This is a genomic window from Kitasatospora sp. NPDC054939, from assembly GCF_053610105.1.
This window is the reverse complement of sequence record NZ_JBSGXP010000010.1, coordinates 71,200-88,284: the sequence shown is the minus strand read 5'-3', so window position 1 is coordinate 88,284 and position 17,085 is coordinate 71,200. Positions and strand designations below refer to the sequence as shown.

At 74.2% G+C, this 17,085-nt stretch carries 12 protein-coding genes; 8 read left to right on the top strand and 4 right to left on the bottom strand.

From position 1 onward, the window contains the following. Positions 1 to 42: 42 nt before the first annotated feature. The 4 genes from ACWGB8_RS05220 to ACWGB8_RS05205 all read right to left on the bottom strand — a co-directional run bounded on the left by ACWGB8_RS05220 (position 43) and on the right by ACWGB8_RS05205 (position 5,733). Positions 43 to 2,517 (bottom strand): transglutaminase family protein, encoded by a 2,475-nt coding sequence (locus tag ACWGB8_RS05220; protein WP_452210421.1) that lies wholly within the window; start codon positions 2,515 to 2,517, stop codon positions 43 to 45. Then, on the bottom strand, positions 2,514 to 3,836 hold the full coding sequence (locus tag ACWGB8_RS05215; RefSeq protein ID WP_452210419.1) for a DUF58 domain-containing protein: 1,323 nt from the start codon (positions 3,834 to 3,836) through the stop codon (positions 2,514 to 2,516). Before ACWGB8_RS05215 ends, ACWGB8_RS05220 begins: the two co-directional genes overlap by 4 nt. A 1-nt stretch (position 3,837) precedes the next feature. Then, positions 3,838 to 4,878, bottom strand: a complete 1,041-nt coding sequence (locus ACWGB8_RS05210) for an AAA family ATPase (RefSeq protein WP_452210417.1) — start codon at positions 4,876 to 4,878, stop codon at positions 3,838 to 3,840. A gap of 312 nt (positions 4,879 to 5,190) precedes the next feature. Next, entirely contained in the window at positions 5,191 to 5,733 is a 543-nt protein-coding gene (locus tag ACWGB8_RS05205) for a beta-class carbonic anhydrase (RefSeq protein ID WP_452210415.1), read from the bottom strand. A 550-nt stretch (positions 5,734 to 6,283) separates the two neighbouring features. Here ACWGB8_RS05205 and rsmH point away from each other — a divergent pair. The 8 genes from rsmH (at position 6,284) to ftsW (ending at position 17,080) form a co-directional block, all read left to right on the top strand. After that, on the top strand, positions 6,284 to 7,258 hold the full coding sequence (gene rsmH, locus ACWGB8_RS05200) for a 16S rRNA (cytosine(1402)-N(4))-methyltransferase RsmH (RefSeq protein WP_452210414.1): 975 nt from the start codon (positions 6,284 to 6,286) through the stop codon (positions 7,256 to 7,258). A 149-nt stretch (positions 7,259 to 7,407) separates the two neighbouring features. Beyond that, complete coding sequence (locus ACWGB8_RS05195; RefSeq protein WP_452210412.1) at positions 7,408 to 7,905, top strand: FtsB family cell division protein; 498 nt, start codon at positions 7,408 to 7,410, stop codon at positions 7,903 to 7,905. Further along, on the top strand, positions 7,902 to 10,139 hold the full coding sequence (locus ACWGB8_RS05190; RefSeq protein ID WP_452210410.1) for a penicillin-binding transpeptidase domain-containing protein: 2,238 nt from the start codon (positions 7,902 to 7,904) through the stop codon (positions 10,137 to 10,139). Before ACWGB8_RS05195 ends, ACWGB8_RS05190 begins: the two co-directional genes overlap by 4 nt. Positions 10,140 to 10,145: 6 nt before the next feature. Then, positions 10,146 to 11,798: a UDP-N-acetylmuramoyl-L-alanyl-D-glutamate--2,6-diaminopimelate ligase gene (locus ACWGB8_RS05185; protein ID WP_452210408.1), complete on the top strand. Its 1,653-nt coding sequence runs from the start codon at positions 10,146 to 10,148 to the stop codon at positions 11,796 to 11,798. Then, a complete protein-coding gene (locus tag ACWGB8_RS05180) occupies positions 11,795 to 13,198 on the top strand; it encodes a UDP-N-acetylmuramoyl-tripeptide--D-alanyl-D-alanine ligase (RefSeq protein WP_452210406.1) in 1,404 nt (467 codons plus the stop codon). The genes ACWGB8_RS05185 and ACWGB8_RS05180 overlap by 4 nt, the downstream gene beginning before the upstream one ends. Further along, positions 13,198 to 14,259, top strand: a complete 1,062-nt coding sequence (gene mraY / locus ACWGB8_RS05175; protein WP_452210404.1) for a phospho-N-acetylmuramoyl-pentapeptide-transferase — start codon at positions 13,198 to 13,200, stop codon at positions 14,257 to 14,259. The genes ACWGB8_RS05180 and mraY overlap by 1 nt, the downstream gene beginning before the upstream one ends. Further along, positions 14,256 to 15,689: a UDP-N-acetylmuramoyl-L-alanine--D-glutamate ligase gene (gene murD, locus ACWGB8_RS05170; protein WP_452210403.1), complete on the top strand. Its 1,434-nt coding sequence runs from the start codon at positions 14,256 to 14,258 to the stop codon at positions 15,687 to 15,689. The genes mraY and murD overlap by 4 nt, the downstream gene beginning before the upstream one ends. A 20-nt stretch (positions 15,690 to 15,709) precedes the next feature. After that, a complete protein-coding gene (ftsW, locus tag ACWGB8_RS05165) occupies positions 15,710 to 17,080 on the top strand; it encodes a putative lipid II flippase FtsW (protein ID WP_452210401.1) in 1,371 nt (456 codons plus the stop codon). Positions 17,081 to 17,085: the final 5 nt, after the last annotated feature.

Sequence of the window (17,085 nt, the reverse complement as noted above, 5' to 3'; positions counted from 1 at the left end):
GTCGACGACTGCCCGCCCTCGGCGTGTCCGGATCCCTACGGGTCAGGACCTGCGCCGCAGCACCCGCCGCAGCGGGCCGGTGACCGCCCCGGCCGCCCGGGAGGCCCCGCGGCCGACCGCCAGCCGCACGCCCAGGACGGCGTCCGAGATCCCCCACCACAGCTGGGCCGAGGAGGCCGGCAGCAGCAGCGCCCTGGTCCGCCCGGCCCGGCCCGCCCGGGCCCGCAGGGCGTCCCGGGTCAGCCGGACGTCGGCCGCCGGCGGGGTGGCGGACCACTGCGTATGGTCGGCCGAAGCGTGACCGGCCGACGCATGGCCGGCCGGCCGGGAGTAGAGCACGCGCTCGGTGGCCAGCGCGACCCGTCCGGCCGCGGCGGCGGCGTCCTCGTCCAGCTCGGCGCTCTCAGCGATCCGGCGGGCGGTGGCGCGCGGGGTGCGCGACTCGTCCGGGGGGATGCCGAGGTCCCAGGCGGAGTCGATCAGCTCGTCCCAGGCGGCCAGCACCTGGGCGTCGGTCGGTGCGGGCGGACCGTCGCCGCCCGAGCGCCGCCGTCCACCGGTGCCGAGCCGCCGGCGCCGTCGTCGTATGCGCCAGAGCATCGGGACGAGCAGCAGGCCGAGCACCGCGAGCACGGTGCCGAAGGTGGCCAGGGCCTGGCCGGAGAGCACCCAGAGCGACTCGTCCGTGCTGCCGCCCGCGGCCTTGCGCTCGTCGCCGCACTCGCCCTGCCGGCGCAGGTTGGCGTCGCAGCTGCTGCTGGTGGTCGGCTGCGGCGCGGCGCTGCTCGCCGCGGGCGCGGTGCTGGGCTGCTGGCTCGGGGCGGCGGTGGGCGCGGCCACCGGCTCCGCGTACCCGGGCTGGACGCCGCGGGTGGGGGTGGGCTCGAAGCGCAGCCAGCCGTAGCCCTGGAAGTACAGCTCCGGCCAGGCGTGGTACATCTGCCCGGTCACCACGTACTGGTCGCCGCCCCGGGCACGGCCGGGGGTGAAGCCGACCGCGACCCGGGAGGGGATGCCCAGGGTGCGGGCCATCGCCGCCATGGTGGAGGCGTAGTGCACGCAGAAGCCCGTCCGGTCCTGCAGGAACTTCTCGATCGCCTTGTTGCCGTTCCCCGGGTCGACCGAGGTGCTGTAGGTGAACTCCGGGCCGGTGAACCAGCTCTGCAGCGCCATCGCCTTGTCGTAGTCGGTGCGGGCGCCGCGGGTGACCGCGCGCGCCTTCTCCTGGACGACGGACGGCAGGCCGGGCGGCAGCTTGAGGTAGCGGTCGGCCAGGGTGCCGTCGGCCCTGCGCACGGTGCGCAGCTGTTCGGCGCTGGGCCGCACCTCCAGGCCGGTGACCTGGTAGCGCAGCTTCCGGGTGGACTGCCCCTTGTCCGGCATCACGGTGCCGGTCAGCCCGTCCACCCGCCACTTGCCGGGCACGTCGGCCCGGGTCGCCGGGTACGGCATCGGCAGCCAGGAGGACTCCAGCGCGGGGCTGATGGCGAAGTCGCCGGTGATCCGGCGGGGCGAGCGCAGCTCGGTCATGCCCTCGGGCGGATCGGGGAAGCTGATGCCGTCCGTGTACGCGACGGCGGAGGACGCCGAGCTGAGCTTCCACTCGCTGCCGGTGAACTCGTCCAGCGAGCCGGTGCGCAGGTAGGTGGTGGCGGCGGAGGCGCTGTCCATCCGGTACGCGACCAGCTCGGTGTCGTTGGACTTCGCCACCGCGGCGGCCAGCGACACCAGCGGGTCGAGGGTGGTGGTGGAGCCGATGCCGCCGGAGCCGCCCGACCCGGCGGAGGTGCCGGTGTCGATCAGCCCGCCCTCCAGGCGCGGCAGGAAGACCGGCAGCAGCAGCGCGATCGCGAGGGCGACCACGCCGACCCGCTGGCCGCTCTGGCTGATGCTGCCGGTGCTCTCGGTGCCGTGCGCGCTGCCCCGGAAGATCCGGCCCCAGCGGGTCAGCCGGTCCTGGCCCTCGGTGAAGAGCAGCAGCAGGTACCCGGCGGCGGACAGCCCGAACCAGAGCCAGCTGCCGTCGTCCCCGGCCAGCCCGGTGCCGACCGAGTACAGCGCCAGCAGCGGCAGGCCGGCGAGCGCGGCCCGCCGGTAGGTCACCGCGACGGTGTCCACCACCAGCGCGACCAGGCCGATCGAGCCGACCAGGATCAGCCGCAGGCCCGCGGTCGGGGGCGCCGGGATGGCGTACTCGCCGATGTCCCGGAAGCCGGTGGAGAGCACCTCCCCCAGGTGGTCCGGGGACTGCGGCCCGGGCAGCACGCCGCCCCACAGCGCGGTCGGGCCGGCGAAGCCGACCAGCAGCAGGACGAACAGCACCACCAGTTGGAGCAGCGGTACCGCCCAGCGGTACAGCGGGGCGCGGCGCAGGCCCGCACCGGCCGCCGCGACCACGGCGATCACCAGCAGGGCGTGGCTGATCCAGCCCTTGGTGACCAGCACCGGGGTCAGGCAGAGCGCGGCCAGGGCGGTGGCCAGGGCCGCGAACACGGTCAGTTTGGCCCGGGGGGTCACGCGCCGGCCTCTTCTCGGTAGGGGGATGCCTCGACGCGTTCGGCGGCGCGCCACAGCTCGGGCAGGGAGTCCCCGGCGCGGACGGGCAGCACCGTCCAGCCGGCCGCGCGCAGCTGGCGCACCCGGGCCTCGAACTCGGCGGCGCCGGTCTCGGGGGCGATCGTCCGCAGTCCGGCGCCCCAGGTGCCGGTGTCGAGCAGCAGGGCCACCGCCCCGCCGGTACGGCTGCGCAGCCGGGCGAGCCGGGCAATCTGCGTCTCATCGAGCTCGCCCAGGACGGCGACCAGCAGGCCCTCGCCGCCGGCCCGCAGCGGGTCCTCGGCCCGGGTGAGCCCGCCGCCGTCGGACGGGTCGACCACCGCGAGCGCGTCCAGGACCAGGCCGGACACCTCGGCGGTGCTGCCGGTCCCGCCGGCGTCCGCCGCGGGCACCGAGCCGCCGGTGTCGGTGAGCAGCCGGGTCTGGTAGCCGCGCGCCAGCAGGTGCAGGGCGACCGAGGCGGCGCAGGACACCGCCCACTCGAAGGAGGACGCCGGTCCGCTGCCGCGGTGGCCGACCTCCCGGGTGTCCAGCAGCACGGTGGCGCGCGCCTTCTGCGGCTGCTCCTCGCGGCGCACCATCAGCTCGCCGTACCGGGCGGTGGACTTCCAGTGCACCCGGCGCAGGTCGTCGCCCGGCCGGTACTCGCGCAGGATCACGTCGTCGTCGCCGGCCAGGGCGAGGGTCCGGGTGTGGCTCTCGCCCTGCCCGGCCCATTCGCCGGTCAGCCGGACGGTCGGCAGCTGCTGGACCTGCGGCACCACGGTGAGCACGTCGCCGGCCGAGAACGACCGGTCCAGCTCGCACATCCCGAACGGGTCGGAGATCCGCAGCTGCAGCGGCCCGAGCGGGTAGCGCCCGCGCAGGTCGGAGCGGACCCGGTAGGAGACCTCCCGGTGGCCGCGCGGCTCGACCCGGTCCAGGACGAAGCGCGGACGCGGCCCGAGCACGTACGGGACCTTGTCCTCCAGCAGCAGCAGGCCGGTGGGCACCCGCGAGACGTTGTCGACCCGCAGGTGCACCCGGGCCTCCTGGCCGGCCACGGCCCGGTGCGGGCTGAGCCGGCGCCCGCTGGCGACCCGGTAGCGGGTGCCGACCAGCAGCAGGGCGGCGGCCAGCGGCAGGGCCGCGAGCAGGACGCCGACCCGCAGCAGGGCCTGCTGGTCGAAGACGTACGCGCAGAGCACCGCCGTGGCACCGGCGGCGAGGAAGGAGCGGCCCCGGGTGGTGAGGCCGCGCAGTCCGGCGCGGACGTCCGACGTGTTGCCGGACGATGCCACGTCAGCCCCTCCGGCCGGCCGGGGCGCCCTGCGGGCGGGGCAGCGGGAGGCGGGCGACCAGGTCGGAGACGATGTGCTCGGCGGTGCGCCGCCCCAGCTGGGTCTCCGCGGTGGGCATCAGGCGGTGGGCGAGCACCGGGACGGCCAGGTACTGGATGTCGTCCGGGATGACGTAGTCGCGGCCGTCCAGCGCGGCCGAGGCCCGGGCGGCCCGCACCAGGTGCAGGGTGGCCCGGGGGGAGGCGCCGAGGCGCAGTTCGGGGCTGGTGCGGGTGGCGCCGACCAGGTCGACGGCGTACCGGCGGACCGGGTCGGCGATGTGCACGGTGCGCACCAGGTCGATCAGCTTGAGGATGTCGGAGGCGTGCGCGACGGGCTGCAGGTCGTCCAGCGGGTTGGCGCCGGCGTGCACGTCGAGCATCGCGAACTCGGCCTCGGGGCTGGGGTAGCCGATCGAGATGCGGGCCATGAAGCGGTCGCGCTGGGCCTCCGGGAGGGCGTAGGTGCCCTCCATCTCGACCGGGTTCTGGGTGGCGACGACCATGAACGGCGAGGGCAGCTCGTAGCTGGTGCCGTCGATGGTGACCTGCCGCTCCTCCATGGACTCCAGCAGCGCGGACTGGGTCTTCGGCGAGGCGCGGTTGATCTCGTCGCCGACCACGATCTGGGCGAAGATCGCGCCGGGCCGGAACTCGAAGTCCCGCCGCTGCTGGTCGTAGATGTTGGTGCCGGTGACGTCCGAGGGCAGCAGGTCGGGGGTGAACTGGATGCGCCGCACCGTGCAGTCGACGGACCGCGCGAGCGCCTTGGCCAGCATGGTCTTGCCGACGCCGGGGACGTCCTCCAGCAGCAGGTGGCCCTCGGCCAGCAGCACCGTCAGCGCGATCCGGACGGCCTCCGGCTTGCCCTCGATCACGCTCTCCACGTTGGCGCGCACCCGGTCGACCACCGCGGCCAGCTCGGGCAGCCCCACCCGGTGGCCGCCGCCGGCCCGGTCGTCCGCGCGACCTTCGAGACCGGCCTGATCGTTGTAGCTCGTCACCCGTACGCTCCCTGGCACAGCTGCGCCCGGCCCCCTCCCGGGGCCGGCCCCCACCCGATGCTTGACGCGGCGCGCCCGGGGGCGGTTCCTTGGCGGATCCGGCGTCGGGTGCGACCTGCGGCCCGGCCGCCCCAGGTGGTTCGGGGTCCGACCGGCAGGCGCATTCTCCCCCGCGGGGTGCGAGAAAGTCACCCTCTGCCCCGGAGGGCGGCGGCGGGGACGGGAACCGGGGTGCGCGGAGGGGGCCCGGACGGCGTCGGCCGGGCCACCGGGGCGGGTCCGTGAGGGGGCTCCCGGGGAGGTCCCGCGGGGTCAGGCGATCTCGCGCAGCAGACCGGTGTGGACGTCGAAGACGAAGCCCCGGACGTCGTCGGTGTGCAGCAGGAACGGCGAGGTGCGCACCCGCTGCATCGACTGGCGGACGTCGCCGTCGAGGTCGACGAAGGCCTCCACCGCCCACTGCGGGCGCTGGCCGACCTCCTGCTCCAGCTCGCGGCGGAAGTCCTCGGTCAGGCCGAGCAGGCCGCAGCCGGTGTGGTGGATCAGCACGACCGAGCGGGTGCCCAGGGCGCGCTGGCTGATGGTGAGCGAGCGGATGGTGTCGTCGGTGACGACGCCGCCGGCGTTGCGGAGCACGTGGGCGTCGCCCAGCTCCAGGCCGAGGGCGGCGAACAGGTCGAGGCGGGCGTCCATGCAGGCCACCACGGCGACCTTCTGGACGGGGCGGGCATCCATGCCGCCGTCGCGGAAGTCCACCGCGTACGCGCGGTTGGCCGCCACGAAGCGGTCGGTGATGCCGGAAGCGGCGGGGGCGGCAGCGGCGGTCGGCACGGGCCGGTCGGGGGTCACTGTCATACCCGCGACGTTAGTGCGATCCGGGCCGCCGTGGTGGGGCGGAGAGCTACAGAGTGGCTTGCTGTGACCGAGTGCATATCGACAAGCCGCACGGCCCCGTAGGCGCTTCGCCAGGGTTTGTCCGCCACCGCCCTGCGGGGCGCGTGGACCGCGCCGCCCCACCGGCCCGGCCACCCCGCTCCGGCCGCCGGAACGGCTACGACCTGCGGCGATCCATACCGCCGCCCGGGTGGTGCGCCGGAGCGGGCCATTGACTGGCGGGGTCCTGGCGATAGAGTTGCGGCGCAGTGCAGCACACCCGCCGGAGCCCGTCAACCGGGCCTTTCGGCCGGTGCGGCGGCGCAGGCGGCCCGCGGCCTCCACCCGCTCCGTGCCACCTGGCGCACCTTCCCCGGCGCCGGGCGGTCACGTCCTTCCCCCTGAGCGGGCGGGGACCACGGGCCGTCGTGCGACCGCCCCTCGCGCCGGCGGCGGTGCGCAGTGGGCCAAAATGGACGGACAGCTCCCGGACGACCGGCGGCTCCGCACCGATCGAAGGGCGCCACAGCGCATGAGCACCGACCATCCGGCACCCAAGCACGTCCCGGTGATGCTCCAGCGGTGCATGGACGCGCTGGCCCCGGCGATCTCGCAGCCCGGCGCGGTGGTGGTGGACGCCACCCTCGGCCTCGGCGGCCACAGCGAGGCACTGCTCACCCAGTTCCCGGACGTCCGGCTGGTGGCGGTGGACCGCGACCCGGCCGCGCTGAAGCTCTCCGGCGAGCGGCTCGCGTCCTTCGGCGACCGGGCGACCCTGGTGCACGCCGTCTACGACGAGATCCCCGAGGTCCTGGAGCGGCTCGGCATCGACGAGGTCCAGGGCGTGCTGTTCGACCTGGGCGTCTCCTCGATGCAGCTGGATGAGGCGGACCGCGGCTTCGCCTACGCCCAGGACGCGCCGCTGGACATGCGGATGGACCAGACCCGGGGCATCAGCGCCGCCGAGGTGCTGAACACCTACACCCACGGGCAGCTGGCCCGGATCCTCAAGGTGTACGGCGAGGAGCGGTTCGCCGGGAAGATCGCCTCGGTGATCGTCCGGGAGCGGGAGAAGGAACCGTTCACCACCAGCGCGCGTCTGGTCGAACTGGTACGCAACGCCATCCCTGCCGCCACCCGCCGCACCGGCGGCAACCCGGCCAAGCGGACCTTCCAGGCGCTGCGGATCGAGGTCAACGGCGAGCTGGAGGTGCTGGACCGGGCGATCCCGGGGGCCCTGGACGTCCTGGCCCTCGGCGGTCGGGTGGCCGTGATGTCCTACCAGTCCCTGGAGGACCGACTGGTCAAGCAGTACTTCGCGGCCGGGGCGACCAGCACCGCCCCGCCGGGGCTGCCGTTCGTGCCGGAGGAGCACCAGCCCTGGCTCAAGCTGATCACCCGAGGGGCCGAACTGGCCACCGAGCAGGAGATCGAGGAGAACCGGCGCGCCGCACCCGTACGGCTGCGGGTGGCGGAGAGGATCAGGGTCCGAAGCACCCGGGGCTGACCAGGGCCGGGGCGGGGCCGAAGGGCGGGAGGAGAGCGGTGGTGCCGGTGGCCGGCGGTGGGGCCAGGGAGGGGAGCCGGGGGCTTCCCGCACAGGGCGGCAGGGCGCGGATCACGGTCCGGCCGGGGCGGCGACAGGTCCGGGGGCGGATGCCGTTCGCGGTCCTGGTGGTCGTGCTGCTCGCGGCCGGGCTGCTCGGCCTGCTCGGGCTGAACACCGCGCTGAACGAGGGCTCCTTCGAGCTGTCCCGGTTGAAGCGGCAGACCACCGCGCTGACCGACGAGCAGCAGGGCCTCCAGCACCAGATCGACCAGGGCGCCGCACCGGACGCGCTGGAGCGCCGGGCCCGCGAGCTGGGCATGGTGCCGGCCGGCGGGATGGCGTTCCTGCGGCCCGACGGCTCGGTGGCCGGCAAGCCCGGCCAGGCCCAGGACAGCCCGCCGGTGAAACGGTCCACCGCCGAACCCTGGCAGCCGTCCCAGCCCAGGCCCGGCACCCCGGCGCCGTCCGCGGCCCCGAGCGGTCAGGCCTCCGGGGCTCCGTCCCCGGCGCCCGCACCGGCGCCCACCGGCGACGGCACGGTGCAGATCGACCCGTTGCCGCCGGGCGGCCCGTCCGCGACCAGGAGCGGGGGGAGCGGCCGATGAGCACGCCCCGACAGCCCTCCGGCGGCGCCGGCGGGCGCAAGCCCGTCCGCGGGGCCGCGCCGCGCAAGGCACAGCCCGCCCAGCCGGCCAAGCGCCAGCCCGCCCCGCCGGCCAAGCCGGTCAAGCGCCAGCCGCCCGCGCCGGCCCGCGGCGCGAACCCGAAGCCTCCGACCGCCAAACCGTCGACCGCCAAGCCTTCGACCGGCAAGCCTTCGACCGGCAAGGCGCCGACCGCCGCCGCCAAACCGCGCCCGCCGCAGCCGCGCCGCCCCGAGGCCCGGCCCGCCGGGGCCGCCCGCCCGCCGGCCAAGGGGGCCCGCCCCAAGGCCCGCCCGGCGGCTCCCCGGGCGAGGACGATCAGACTGGCCGACCCGCGCCGCCGGCTGCGCTTCGCCACCGTCGTGCTGTCGGTGGTGTTCTCGGTGTTCGCCGCCCGGCTCGTCCAGCTCCAGCTGCTGGACTCCGACGCGCTGGCCGCGGACGCCAACACCAACCGCTACCAGAAGGTCCCGATCACCGCGGAGCGCGGCTCGATAACGTCCTCCGACGGCGTGGCCCTGGCCACCACCGTCGACGCGTACGACATCACCGCCGACCCGGCGATGTTCACCCCGGAGGCCTCCGGGGTCCCGGACGCGCCCGAGCAGGCCGCCGCGCTGCTGGCGCCGATCCTCGGCCTGCCCAAGGAGCGGATCGCCGCCGACCTGCACACCCCCAGGACCCGCTACAAGCGCCTCGCCGCCCAGCAGACCCCGGACGTCAAGAACCAGATCAGCGACCTCAAGCACTCGCTGGAGAAGCAGGCCGGCTCCAAGGCCTGCCAGGCGCAGAAGCGCCAGCTCGGCAAGCCCGCCGAGGAGGGCGGGCGCACCCGGCTGGACAACGAGTGCGTCAACCCGCTGGCCGGCGTCTTCAACCGGGACACCCAGAAGCGCGTCTACCCCTCGGACGGGCTGGCCGCCAACCTGGTCGGGTTCGTCAACGCCGAGGGGGTGGGCGCCGGCGGGCTGGAGCAGCAGTACCAGGACCGGCTGGCCGGCGAGGAGGGCCACAGCAGCTACGCCCAGGCGGGCGGCCGGCTGGTGCCCACCGCGGGCGGCTCCTTCGACCCGGCGGTGCCCGGCACCGACCTGCGGCTGACCATCGACCGGGACATCCAGTGGGCGGCCCAGCGGGCCATCACCGACCAGGTCGCCAACGCCGGGGCGGAGAAGGGCTACGTGATCGTCCAGGACGTGAGGACCGGCCAGGTGCTGGCGATGGCCGCCGCGCCCGGCTTCAACCCCAACGACCTGCGCTCGGCCAGGCCCGAACAGCTCGGCAACGCAGCCCTCCAGGACGTCTTCGAGCCCGGCTCCACCGCCAAGCTGATGACCATGGCCGCCGTCCTGGACCAGGGCAAGGCGGCCTGGGACACCAAGGTCACCGTCCCCAACCGGCTGCCGCGCGCGGACGTCGCGTTCAAGGACGACGTCGAGCACGAGACCTGGTACCTGACCCTGGCCGGGGTGCTGGCCAAGTCCTCCAACATCGGCACGATCATGGCCGCCGAGACGCTCGGCTCGGACCAGGCCGAGTCCAACCGGGTGCTCGACGACTACCTGCGCAAGTTCGGCATCGGCCGGCCCACCGGACTGGAGTTCCCCGGCGAGACGCCCGGCATCCTGGCCAAGCCGGAGGACTGGAAGGCGTCCAAGCAGTACACCATCCCGTTCGGCCAGGGCCTGTCGGTCAACGCCATGCAGGCCACCTCGGTGTTCTCCACCATCGCCAACGGCGGGGTGCGGGTCGCCCCGACCCTCGTCCAGGGGACGACCGCCCCGGACGGCCGCTACACCCCCGAGCCGCCCGGCGAGCAGACCCGGGTGGTCGGCGAGCAGACCGCCAGGACGCTCACCGAGATGCTGGAGTCGGTGGTCTCCGACGAGCAGGGCACCGGCGGACGCGCCGCCATCCCCGGCTACCGGGTGGCCGGGAAGACCGGCACCGCCAACCGGGTGGACCCGAAGACCGGCGGCTACCGGGGCTACACCGCCTCCTTCATCGGCTTCGCCCCGGCCGACGCGCCCCGGGTGACCGTCTCCTGCGTCATCCAGGACCCGGTGAACGGCCACTTCGGCGGCCAGCTCTGCGGTCCGGTGTTCAAGCAGGTGATGGAGTTCACCCTGAAGACCCTCCAGGTCCCGCCGAGCGGCAGCGAGGCGCCGAACCTGCCCGTCGAGTGGAAGCCGTGACCGAGAATGAGCAACGACCGGGCGGGTGCGGCCGCCGGCACGGAAAAGGGTCGGTTTGGCCCTGGACGCCCTTCGGCGGATAGCCTTCCCGCCGTGCCGAAACCCGATCAAACCACCGTGAGCCCGCCCCGCCCCGCGGACGTGGCGGCCGTGCCGCTCGCCGGGATCGCCGAGATCCTGGGCCTCGACCCCGTCGCGGGCGGCGAGGTCACCGGCGTCACCCACGTCTCCCGCGCGGTGCGCCCCGGCGACCTGTACGTGGCGTTCGCCGGCGCCAACCACCACGGCGCCGCCTTCGCCGAGCAGGCGGTGGCCGCCGGCGCGGTCGCGGTGCTGACCGACCCGGCCGGCGCCCGGCTGGCCGCCGACGCCGGCGTCCCGCTGCTGGTGGTCGACCGTCCGCGGGCCTGGATGGGCGAGCTGGCCGCCGCGGTGTACGGGCGGCCCGCCGACCGGCTGCTGATGATCGGCCTGACCGGCACCAACGGCAAGACCACCACCTCCTACCTGGTGGAGGGCGGCCTGCGCGGGGCCGGCCGCACCCCGGGCGTCATCGGCACCGTGGAGATGCGGGTCGGCGACGAGCGGATCAAGAGCGAGCGCACCACCCCCGAGGCCACCGAACTGCACGCGATCCTCGGCGTGATGGCCGAGCGCGGCGCGGACGCGGTCGCCATGGAGGTCTCCAGCCACGCGCTGGTCTTCGGCCGGGTCGACGGCGTCACCTACGACGTCGCGCTGTTCAACAACCTCACGCCGGAGCACCTGGACTTCCACCCGGACATGGAGGACTACTTCCAGGCCAAGGCCCGGCTCTTCCAGCCCGGCCGGGCCCGCCTCGGGGTGGCCAACCTGGACGACCAGTACGGGCGCCGGCTGGCCGCCGAGGCCGAGATCCCGATGACCACCTTCTCCGCCGCGGGCGACCCCGCCGCCGACTGGCGCGCCGTGGACGTCCAGCTCGGCCCGGTCGGCTCGACCTTCCGGGTGCTCGGCCCGGACGGCGCCGAGGCGGACGCCGCGGTGCCGCTGGCCGGCCCGTTCAACGTGTCCAACGCGCTGGCCGCGATCACCGCCCTGGCCGTCGCCGGCATCCCGCTGGAGCAGGCCGTCGCCGGCGTCGCCGCGGTGCCCGGCGTGCCCGGCCGGCTGGAGCGGGTCGAGGCCGGCCAGCCGTACGTCGCCGTGGTCGACTACGCGCACAAGCCGGACGCCCTGGCGGCCGTCCTCGGCTCGCTGCGCGAGGTCACCAAGGGCCGGCTGCACGTGGTCGTCGGCTGCGGCGGCGACCGCGACCCGCACAAGCGAGGACCGATGGGCTCCATCGCCGCCCGGCTCGCCGACACCGCCGTGCTGACCAGCGACAACCCGCGCAGCGAGGACCCGCTGGCGATCCTCGCCACCATGCTGACCGGCGCCGCCGCCGTCCCCGAGGCCGAGCGCGGAGCCGTCCTGGTCGTCCCCGACCGGGCCGAGGCGATCCGCCAGGCGGTGGCCGGCGCCCGGGCCGGGGACACCGTCCTGGTCGCCGGCAAGGGCCACGAACTCGGCCAGTACGTACGAGACGAGATCCGCCCCTTCGACGACCGGGAGGTGCTGCGCGAGTCGATCGCGCGGGCCGCCGCGACCGGGGGCACCCGAGGAGTAGAGCAGCCGTGATCGCACTGACTCTCGCCGAGGTCGCCGAAGCCGTCGGCGGCATCCTGGACGGCGCCGACCCCGACACCCCGGTGACCGCCCCGGTCGAGGTGGACTCGCGCCGGGTCGTCCCCGGCGGCCTGTTCGCGGCCTTCGTCGGCGAGAACGTGGACGGCCACGACTTCGCCGAGCGCGCGGTCGCGGCCGGCGCGGTCGCCGTGCTGGCGTCCCGTCCGGTCGGCGTGCCCGCCGTGCTGGTCGGCAACGTGGTGGACGCGCTCGGCAAGCTGGCCCGCACCGTGGTCGGCCGCGCGCAGGGCACCGCCGTGGTGGCGCTGACCGGCTCGGCCGGCAAGACCAGCACCAAGGACCTGATCGCGCAGCTGCTCGGTCGCCTGGGCCCCACGGTCTTCCCGCCCGGCTCGCTGAACAACGAGATCGGCCACCCGATGACCGCGCTGCGGGTCGAGGAGGACACCCGGCACCTGGTGCTGGAGATGGGAGCCCGGCACAAGGGCGACATCGAGTACCTGACCACCATCACCCCGCCCCGGATCGGCCTGGTGCTGAACGTCGGCACCGCGCACGTGGGCGAGTTCGGCTCCAAGGAGAAGATCGCCGAGGCCAAGGGCGAGCTGGTCGAGTCGCTTCCCGCCGAGGGCGCCGCGCTGCTCAACGCAGACGACCCGCTCGTCCGCGCGATGGCGGCCCGGACCAGGGCCCGGGTCGTGCTGTTCGGCGAGGCCCGGGACGCCGACGTCCGGGCACAGGATGTTCGCCTGGACTCCACCGGACGTCCATCGTTCACGCTGAGCACCCCGGCCGGTTCCGCACCGGTGAAGCTGCGCCTGTACGGTGAGCACCACGTCTCGAACGCCCTCGCCGCCGCAGCGGTGGCGATGGAGCTCGGGATGACCGTCGACGACACCGCCGAAGCACTCAGCGAGGCGGGTGCGCTGTCCCGCTGGCGCATGGAGGTCGTCGACCGGGCCGATGGTGTCACCGTCGTCAACGACGCCTACAACGCGAACCCCGACTCGATGCGGGCCGCGCTGCGGGCGCTGGTCTCGATGGGGGGACGCGGCCCGGAGCGCCGCCGCACCTGGGCGGTGCTCGGCGAGATGCGGGAGCTCGGCGAGGAGAGCCTGGCCGAGCACGACGCCATCGGGCGGCTCGCCGTCCGGCTGGACGTCACCAAGTTGGTGGCGGTCGGCGGACGCGAGGCGGCCTGCATGGAACTGGGCGCTAGGAACGAAGGTTCGTGGGGTGAGGAGTCGGTGCTGGTGTCCGACGCGGACGCGGCGGTCGAGCTGCTGCGCAGTCAGCTGCGGCCGGGGGATGTGGTCCTGGTGAAGGCCTCCCGTTCGGTGGGTCTGGAGAAGGTGGCCGAGGCACTGCTCGCGGACGGTGCGGCCGAGTAATGAAGCAGATCCTCTTCTCCGGCATGATCGGCCTGGTCCTGTCGCTCCTCGGCACGCCGGCCCTCATCAAGCTGCTCGCCAAGCACGGCTACGGCCAGTACATCCGCGACGACGGCCCGAAGGCGCACCACAGCAAGAAGGGCACGCCCACCATGGGCGGCATCGCCTTCATCCTGGCGACGCTGATCGCCTACTTCGCCACCAAGGCGATAACGGGCGAGACCCCGACCGCTTCGGGGCTGCTGGTGCTGTTCCTGACGGCCGGTCTGGGCCTGGTCGGCTTCCTGGACGACTACATCAAGGTCGTCAAGCGCCGTTCGCTGGGCCTGCGGGCCAAGGCGAAGCTGCTCGGCCAGTCCTTCGTGGGCCTCGCCTTCGCGGTCCTCGCGCTGCAGTTCAGCGACGACCGCGGGCTGACCCCGGCCTCCCAGCACCTCTCCTTCGTCCGGGACTTCGGCTGGTCGATCGGCCCCGTCCTGTTCGTGATCTTCGCGTACTTCATGATCGCCGCGATGTCGAACGGCGTGAACCTCACCGACGGCCTCGACGGCCTCGCCACCGGCGCCTCGGTGATGGTCTTCGGCGCGTACACCTTCATCGGCATCTGGGAGTACACCCAGAGCTGCGCCTACGCCATCACGGCCACCGCCAACTGCTACGACGTCCGCGACCCGCTGGACCTCGCCGTGGTCGCCTCCGCCCTGATGGGCTCCTGCTTCGGCTTCCTGTGGTGGAACACTTCGCCCGCCAAGATCTTCATGGGCGACACCGGCTCGCTGGCCCTCGGCGGCGCCCTGGCCGGCCTGGCGATCTGCTCGCGCACCGAGATGCTGCTCGCGCTGCTCGGCGGCCTGTTCGTGATCATCACCCTGTCGGTGATCATCCAGGTCGGCTCCTTCCGGATGACCGGCAAGCGCGTCTTCAAGATGGCCCCCCTCCAGCACCACTTCGAACTGACGGGCTGGAGCGAGGTCCTCATCGTGGTCCGGTTCTGGATCATCCAGGGCCTCTTCGTAGCCGTCGGCCTCGGCCTCTTCTACGCGGGATGGGTGACCGGATGACCGAACCCCAGTGGACCGGGCTGCCGGTCGCCGTCGCCGGACTCGGCGTCTCGGGCATCAGCGCCGCCCGCGTCCTGCACGGCCTCGGCGCGCAGGTCACCGTGGTCGACGGCGGCACCGGCGAGGGCCTGAAGGCCCGCGCCGCGGAGCTGGAGGCCCAGGGCGTCGCCGTGCGCCTCGGCGACGGCGACACGCTCCCCGAGGGCACCCGGCTGGTCGTCACCTCGCCCGGCTGGCCGCCCAGCAGCCCGCTGTTCGCCGCCGCCGAGGCAGCCGGCATCGAGGTCTGGGGCGACGTCGAGCTCGCCTGGCGCCTGCGCCGGCCACTCGAAGCCACCGGAGAGCCCGCCCCCTGGCTGGCCGTCACCGGCACCAACGGCAAGACCACCACCGTCCAGATGCTCGCCTCGATCCTCACCGCCGCCGGGAAGCGCACCGCCGCCGTCGGCAACGTCGGGGTCTCCGTCCTGGACGCGGTGCTCGCCGAGGAGCCGTACGACGTGCTCGCCGTCGAGCTCTCCAGCTACCAGCTGCACTGGGCGCCCTCGCTGCGCCCGTACTCGGCGGCCGTCCTCAACCTGGCGCCCGACCACCTCGACTGGCACGGCTCGATGGAGGCGTACGCCGCCGACAAGGGCCGCATCTACGAGGGCAACGTCGTCGCCTGCGTGTACAACCTGGCCGATCCGGCCACCGAGGCGCTGGTCCGCGAGGCCGACGTCGAGGAGGGCTGCCGGGCGGTCGGCTTCGGACTCGGCGCGCCCGCGCTCTCCCAGCTCGGCGTCGTCGACGGCCTGCTGGTGGACCGCGCCTTCGTGCCCGACCGGCACAAGAACGCCGCCGAGCTCGGCTCCGTCGAGGACGTCAACCCGCCGGCCCCGCACAACATCGCCAACGCCCTCGCGGCGGCGGCGCTGGCCCGCGCCTACGGCGTGGACGCCAAGGACGTCCGGGACGGCCTGCGGGCCTTCCGCCCGGACGCCCACCGGATCGCCGAGGTCGGCGTGGTCGACGGCGTCTCCTACGTGGACGACTCCAAGGCCACCAACACCCACGCCGCCGCGGCCTCGCTGGCCGCCTACCGGCCGGTCGTCTGGATCGCCGGCGGCCTGGCCAAGGGCGCGGCCTTCGACGACCTCGTCCAGGGCGCGGCCGAGCGGCTGCGGGCCGTGGTGCTGATCGGACGGGACCGCGCGGTGATCCGCGAGGCGCTGGCCCGACACGCCCCGGATGTCCCGGTGATCGAGGCGGCCGAGGGCCAGACTGGCGCGGTGGCGATGACCGAGGCGGTCCGCACGGCCGCGTCGCTCGCCCGAACGGGTGACACGGTGCTGCTGGCCCCGGCCTGCGCCTCGATGGACATGTTCACCGACTACGGCCAGCGCGGCGACCTGTTCGCGGCCGCCGTAGGGGAGTTGGCGGACAGCTGAGTCTCGGGAAGGGAAACGCCGTGGCGGGGCAGGGCAGGGGTGTTTCCGGCGCGCCGGAAAAGGAGAACGCCCAGCCGCTGAGACTGATCTCGGCCACCACCACCGCGTACCAGTCGGCCGGTCCGGTGGCCCGCCTCCGGGCCTTCCGGGCCCGGCTGCGGTACACGCTGGACCGGCCGCTGACGCCGTACTACCTGGTGCTGGGCTCGGTGCTGCTGCTGGTCGTGCTCGGCCTGGTGATGGTCTGGTCCTCGTCGCAGATCCTGGCGCTCAGCCAGCAGCACTCCACCTGGTACTACCTGTTCAAGCAGCTGGTCGCGGCGATGCTCGGCGGGGCGCTGCTGATCTGCTTCGCCGCCGTGCCGGTGGCCGTGCTGCGGGTGATCGTCTACCCGCTGCTGCTCGGGGTGATCGGCGCCCTGCTGCTGGTCGCCGTCCCCGGCATCGGCATGGAGATCAACGGCAACCGGAACTGGCTGGATTTCGGCTTCTTCCAGTTCCAGCCCTCCGAGTTCGCCAAGCTCGCGCTGCTGCTCTGGGGCGCCGACCTGCTCGCCCGCAAACAGCGCACCGGCACCCTCGACCAGTGGAAGCACCTGCTGGTCCCGCTGGTCCCCGGGGCGCTGCTGCTGCTCGCGCTGATCATGCTCGGCGGCGACATGGGCACCTCGATGATCCTGGTCGCGATGCTGTTCGGGCTGCTCTGGATGGTCGGCGCCCCGCTGCGGCTGTTCGTCGCGACCCTGGGCGTCGCCGTGGTGGTCTGCACCGCCCTGGTGGTGACCGTCCCGCACCGCGCCGAGCGGCTCTCCTGCATCGGCGTCACCGAGCTCGACCCGGCCGGCACCTGCTTCCAGGCGCTGCACGGCGTCTACTCGTTCGCGCTCGGCGGCATCTTCGGCAAGGGGCTCGGCGCCGGCGTCCAGAAGTGGGGCCAGCTGCCGGAGGCGCACACCGACTTCATCTTCGCCGTGGTGGGCGAGGAACTCGGCCTGGTGGGGACGCTGTCGGTGATCGGCCTCTTCGCGGCACTAGGCTACGCGGGTATCCGTGTGGCCATCGGCACGAAGGATCCCTTCGTCAGGTACGCCGCGGGAGCCGCCACCACGTGGATCATGGCGCAGGCCATGGTCAACCTGGGGTCGGCGCTGGGACTGCTGCCCATCGCGGGCGTCCCGCTCCCGCTGCTGTCCTACGGCGGTTCCGCCATGCTGTCGGCCATGTGCGCCGCCGGTGTGCTGCTCTGCCTCGCACGCAGCACGCCCGGCGCGAAGGCGGCCCTGGCCGCCCGGAGCAAGAACTCCCGGTTCAGGACCCACCTGGCCCGGGTGCTGCCACGACGACGAACCACAGCGCGCCAGGCCCCCGGGCCGGCCCGCAGGGAGCGGTGAATTTC

What these genes read in the sequence shown, in the direction of transcription:
- ACWGB8_RS05195 (WP_452210412.1), top strand. Translation starts at nt 7,408, where the DNA reads ATGCCGTTCGCGGTCCTGGTGGTCGTGCTGCTCGCGGCCGGGCTGCTC.
- ACWGB8_RS05205 (WP_452210415.1), bottom strand. Translation starts at nt 5,733, where the DNA reads ATGACAGTGACCCCCGACCGGCCCGTGCCGACCGCCGCTGCCGCCCCC.
- ACWGB8_RS05185 (WP_452210408.1), top strand. Translation starts at nt 10,146, where the DNA reads ATGAGCAACGACCGGGCGGGTGCGGCCGCCGGCACGGAAAAGGGTCGG.
- rsmH (WP_452210414.1), top strand. Translation starts at nt 6,284, where the DNA reads ATGAGCACCGACCATCCGGCACCCAAGCACGTCCCGGTGATGCTCCAG.
- ACWGB8_RS05190 (WP_452210410.1), top strand. Translation starts at nt 7,902, where the DNA reads ATGAGCACGCCCCGACAGCCCTCCGGCGGCGCCGGCGGGCGCAAGCCC.
- mraY (WP_452210404.1), top strand. Translation starts at nt 13,198, where the DNA reads ATGAAGCAGATCCTCTTCTCCGGCATGATCGGCCTGGTCCTGTCGCTC.
- murD (WP_452210403.1), top strand. Translation starts at nt 14,256, where the DNA reads ATGACCGAACCCCAGTGGACCGGGCTGCCGGTCGCCGTCGCCGGACTC.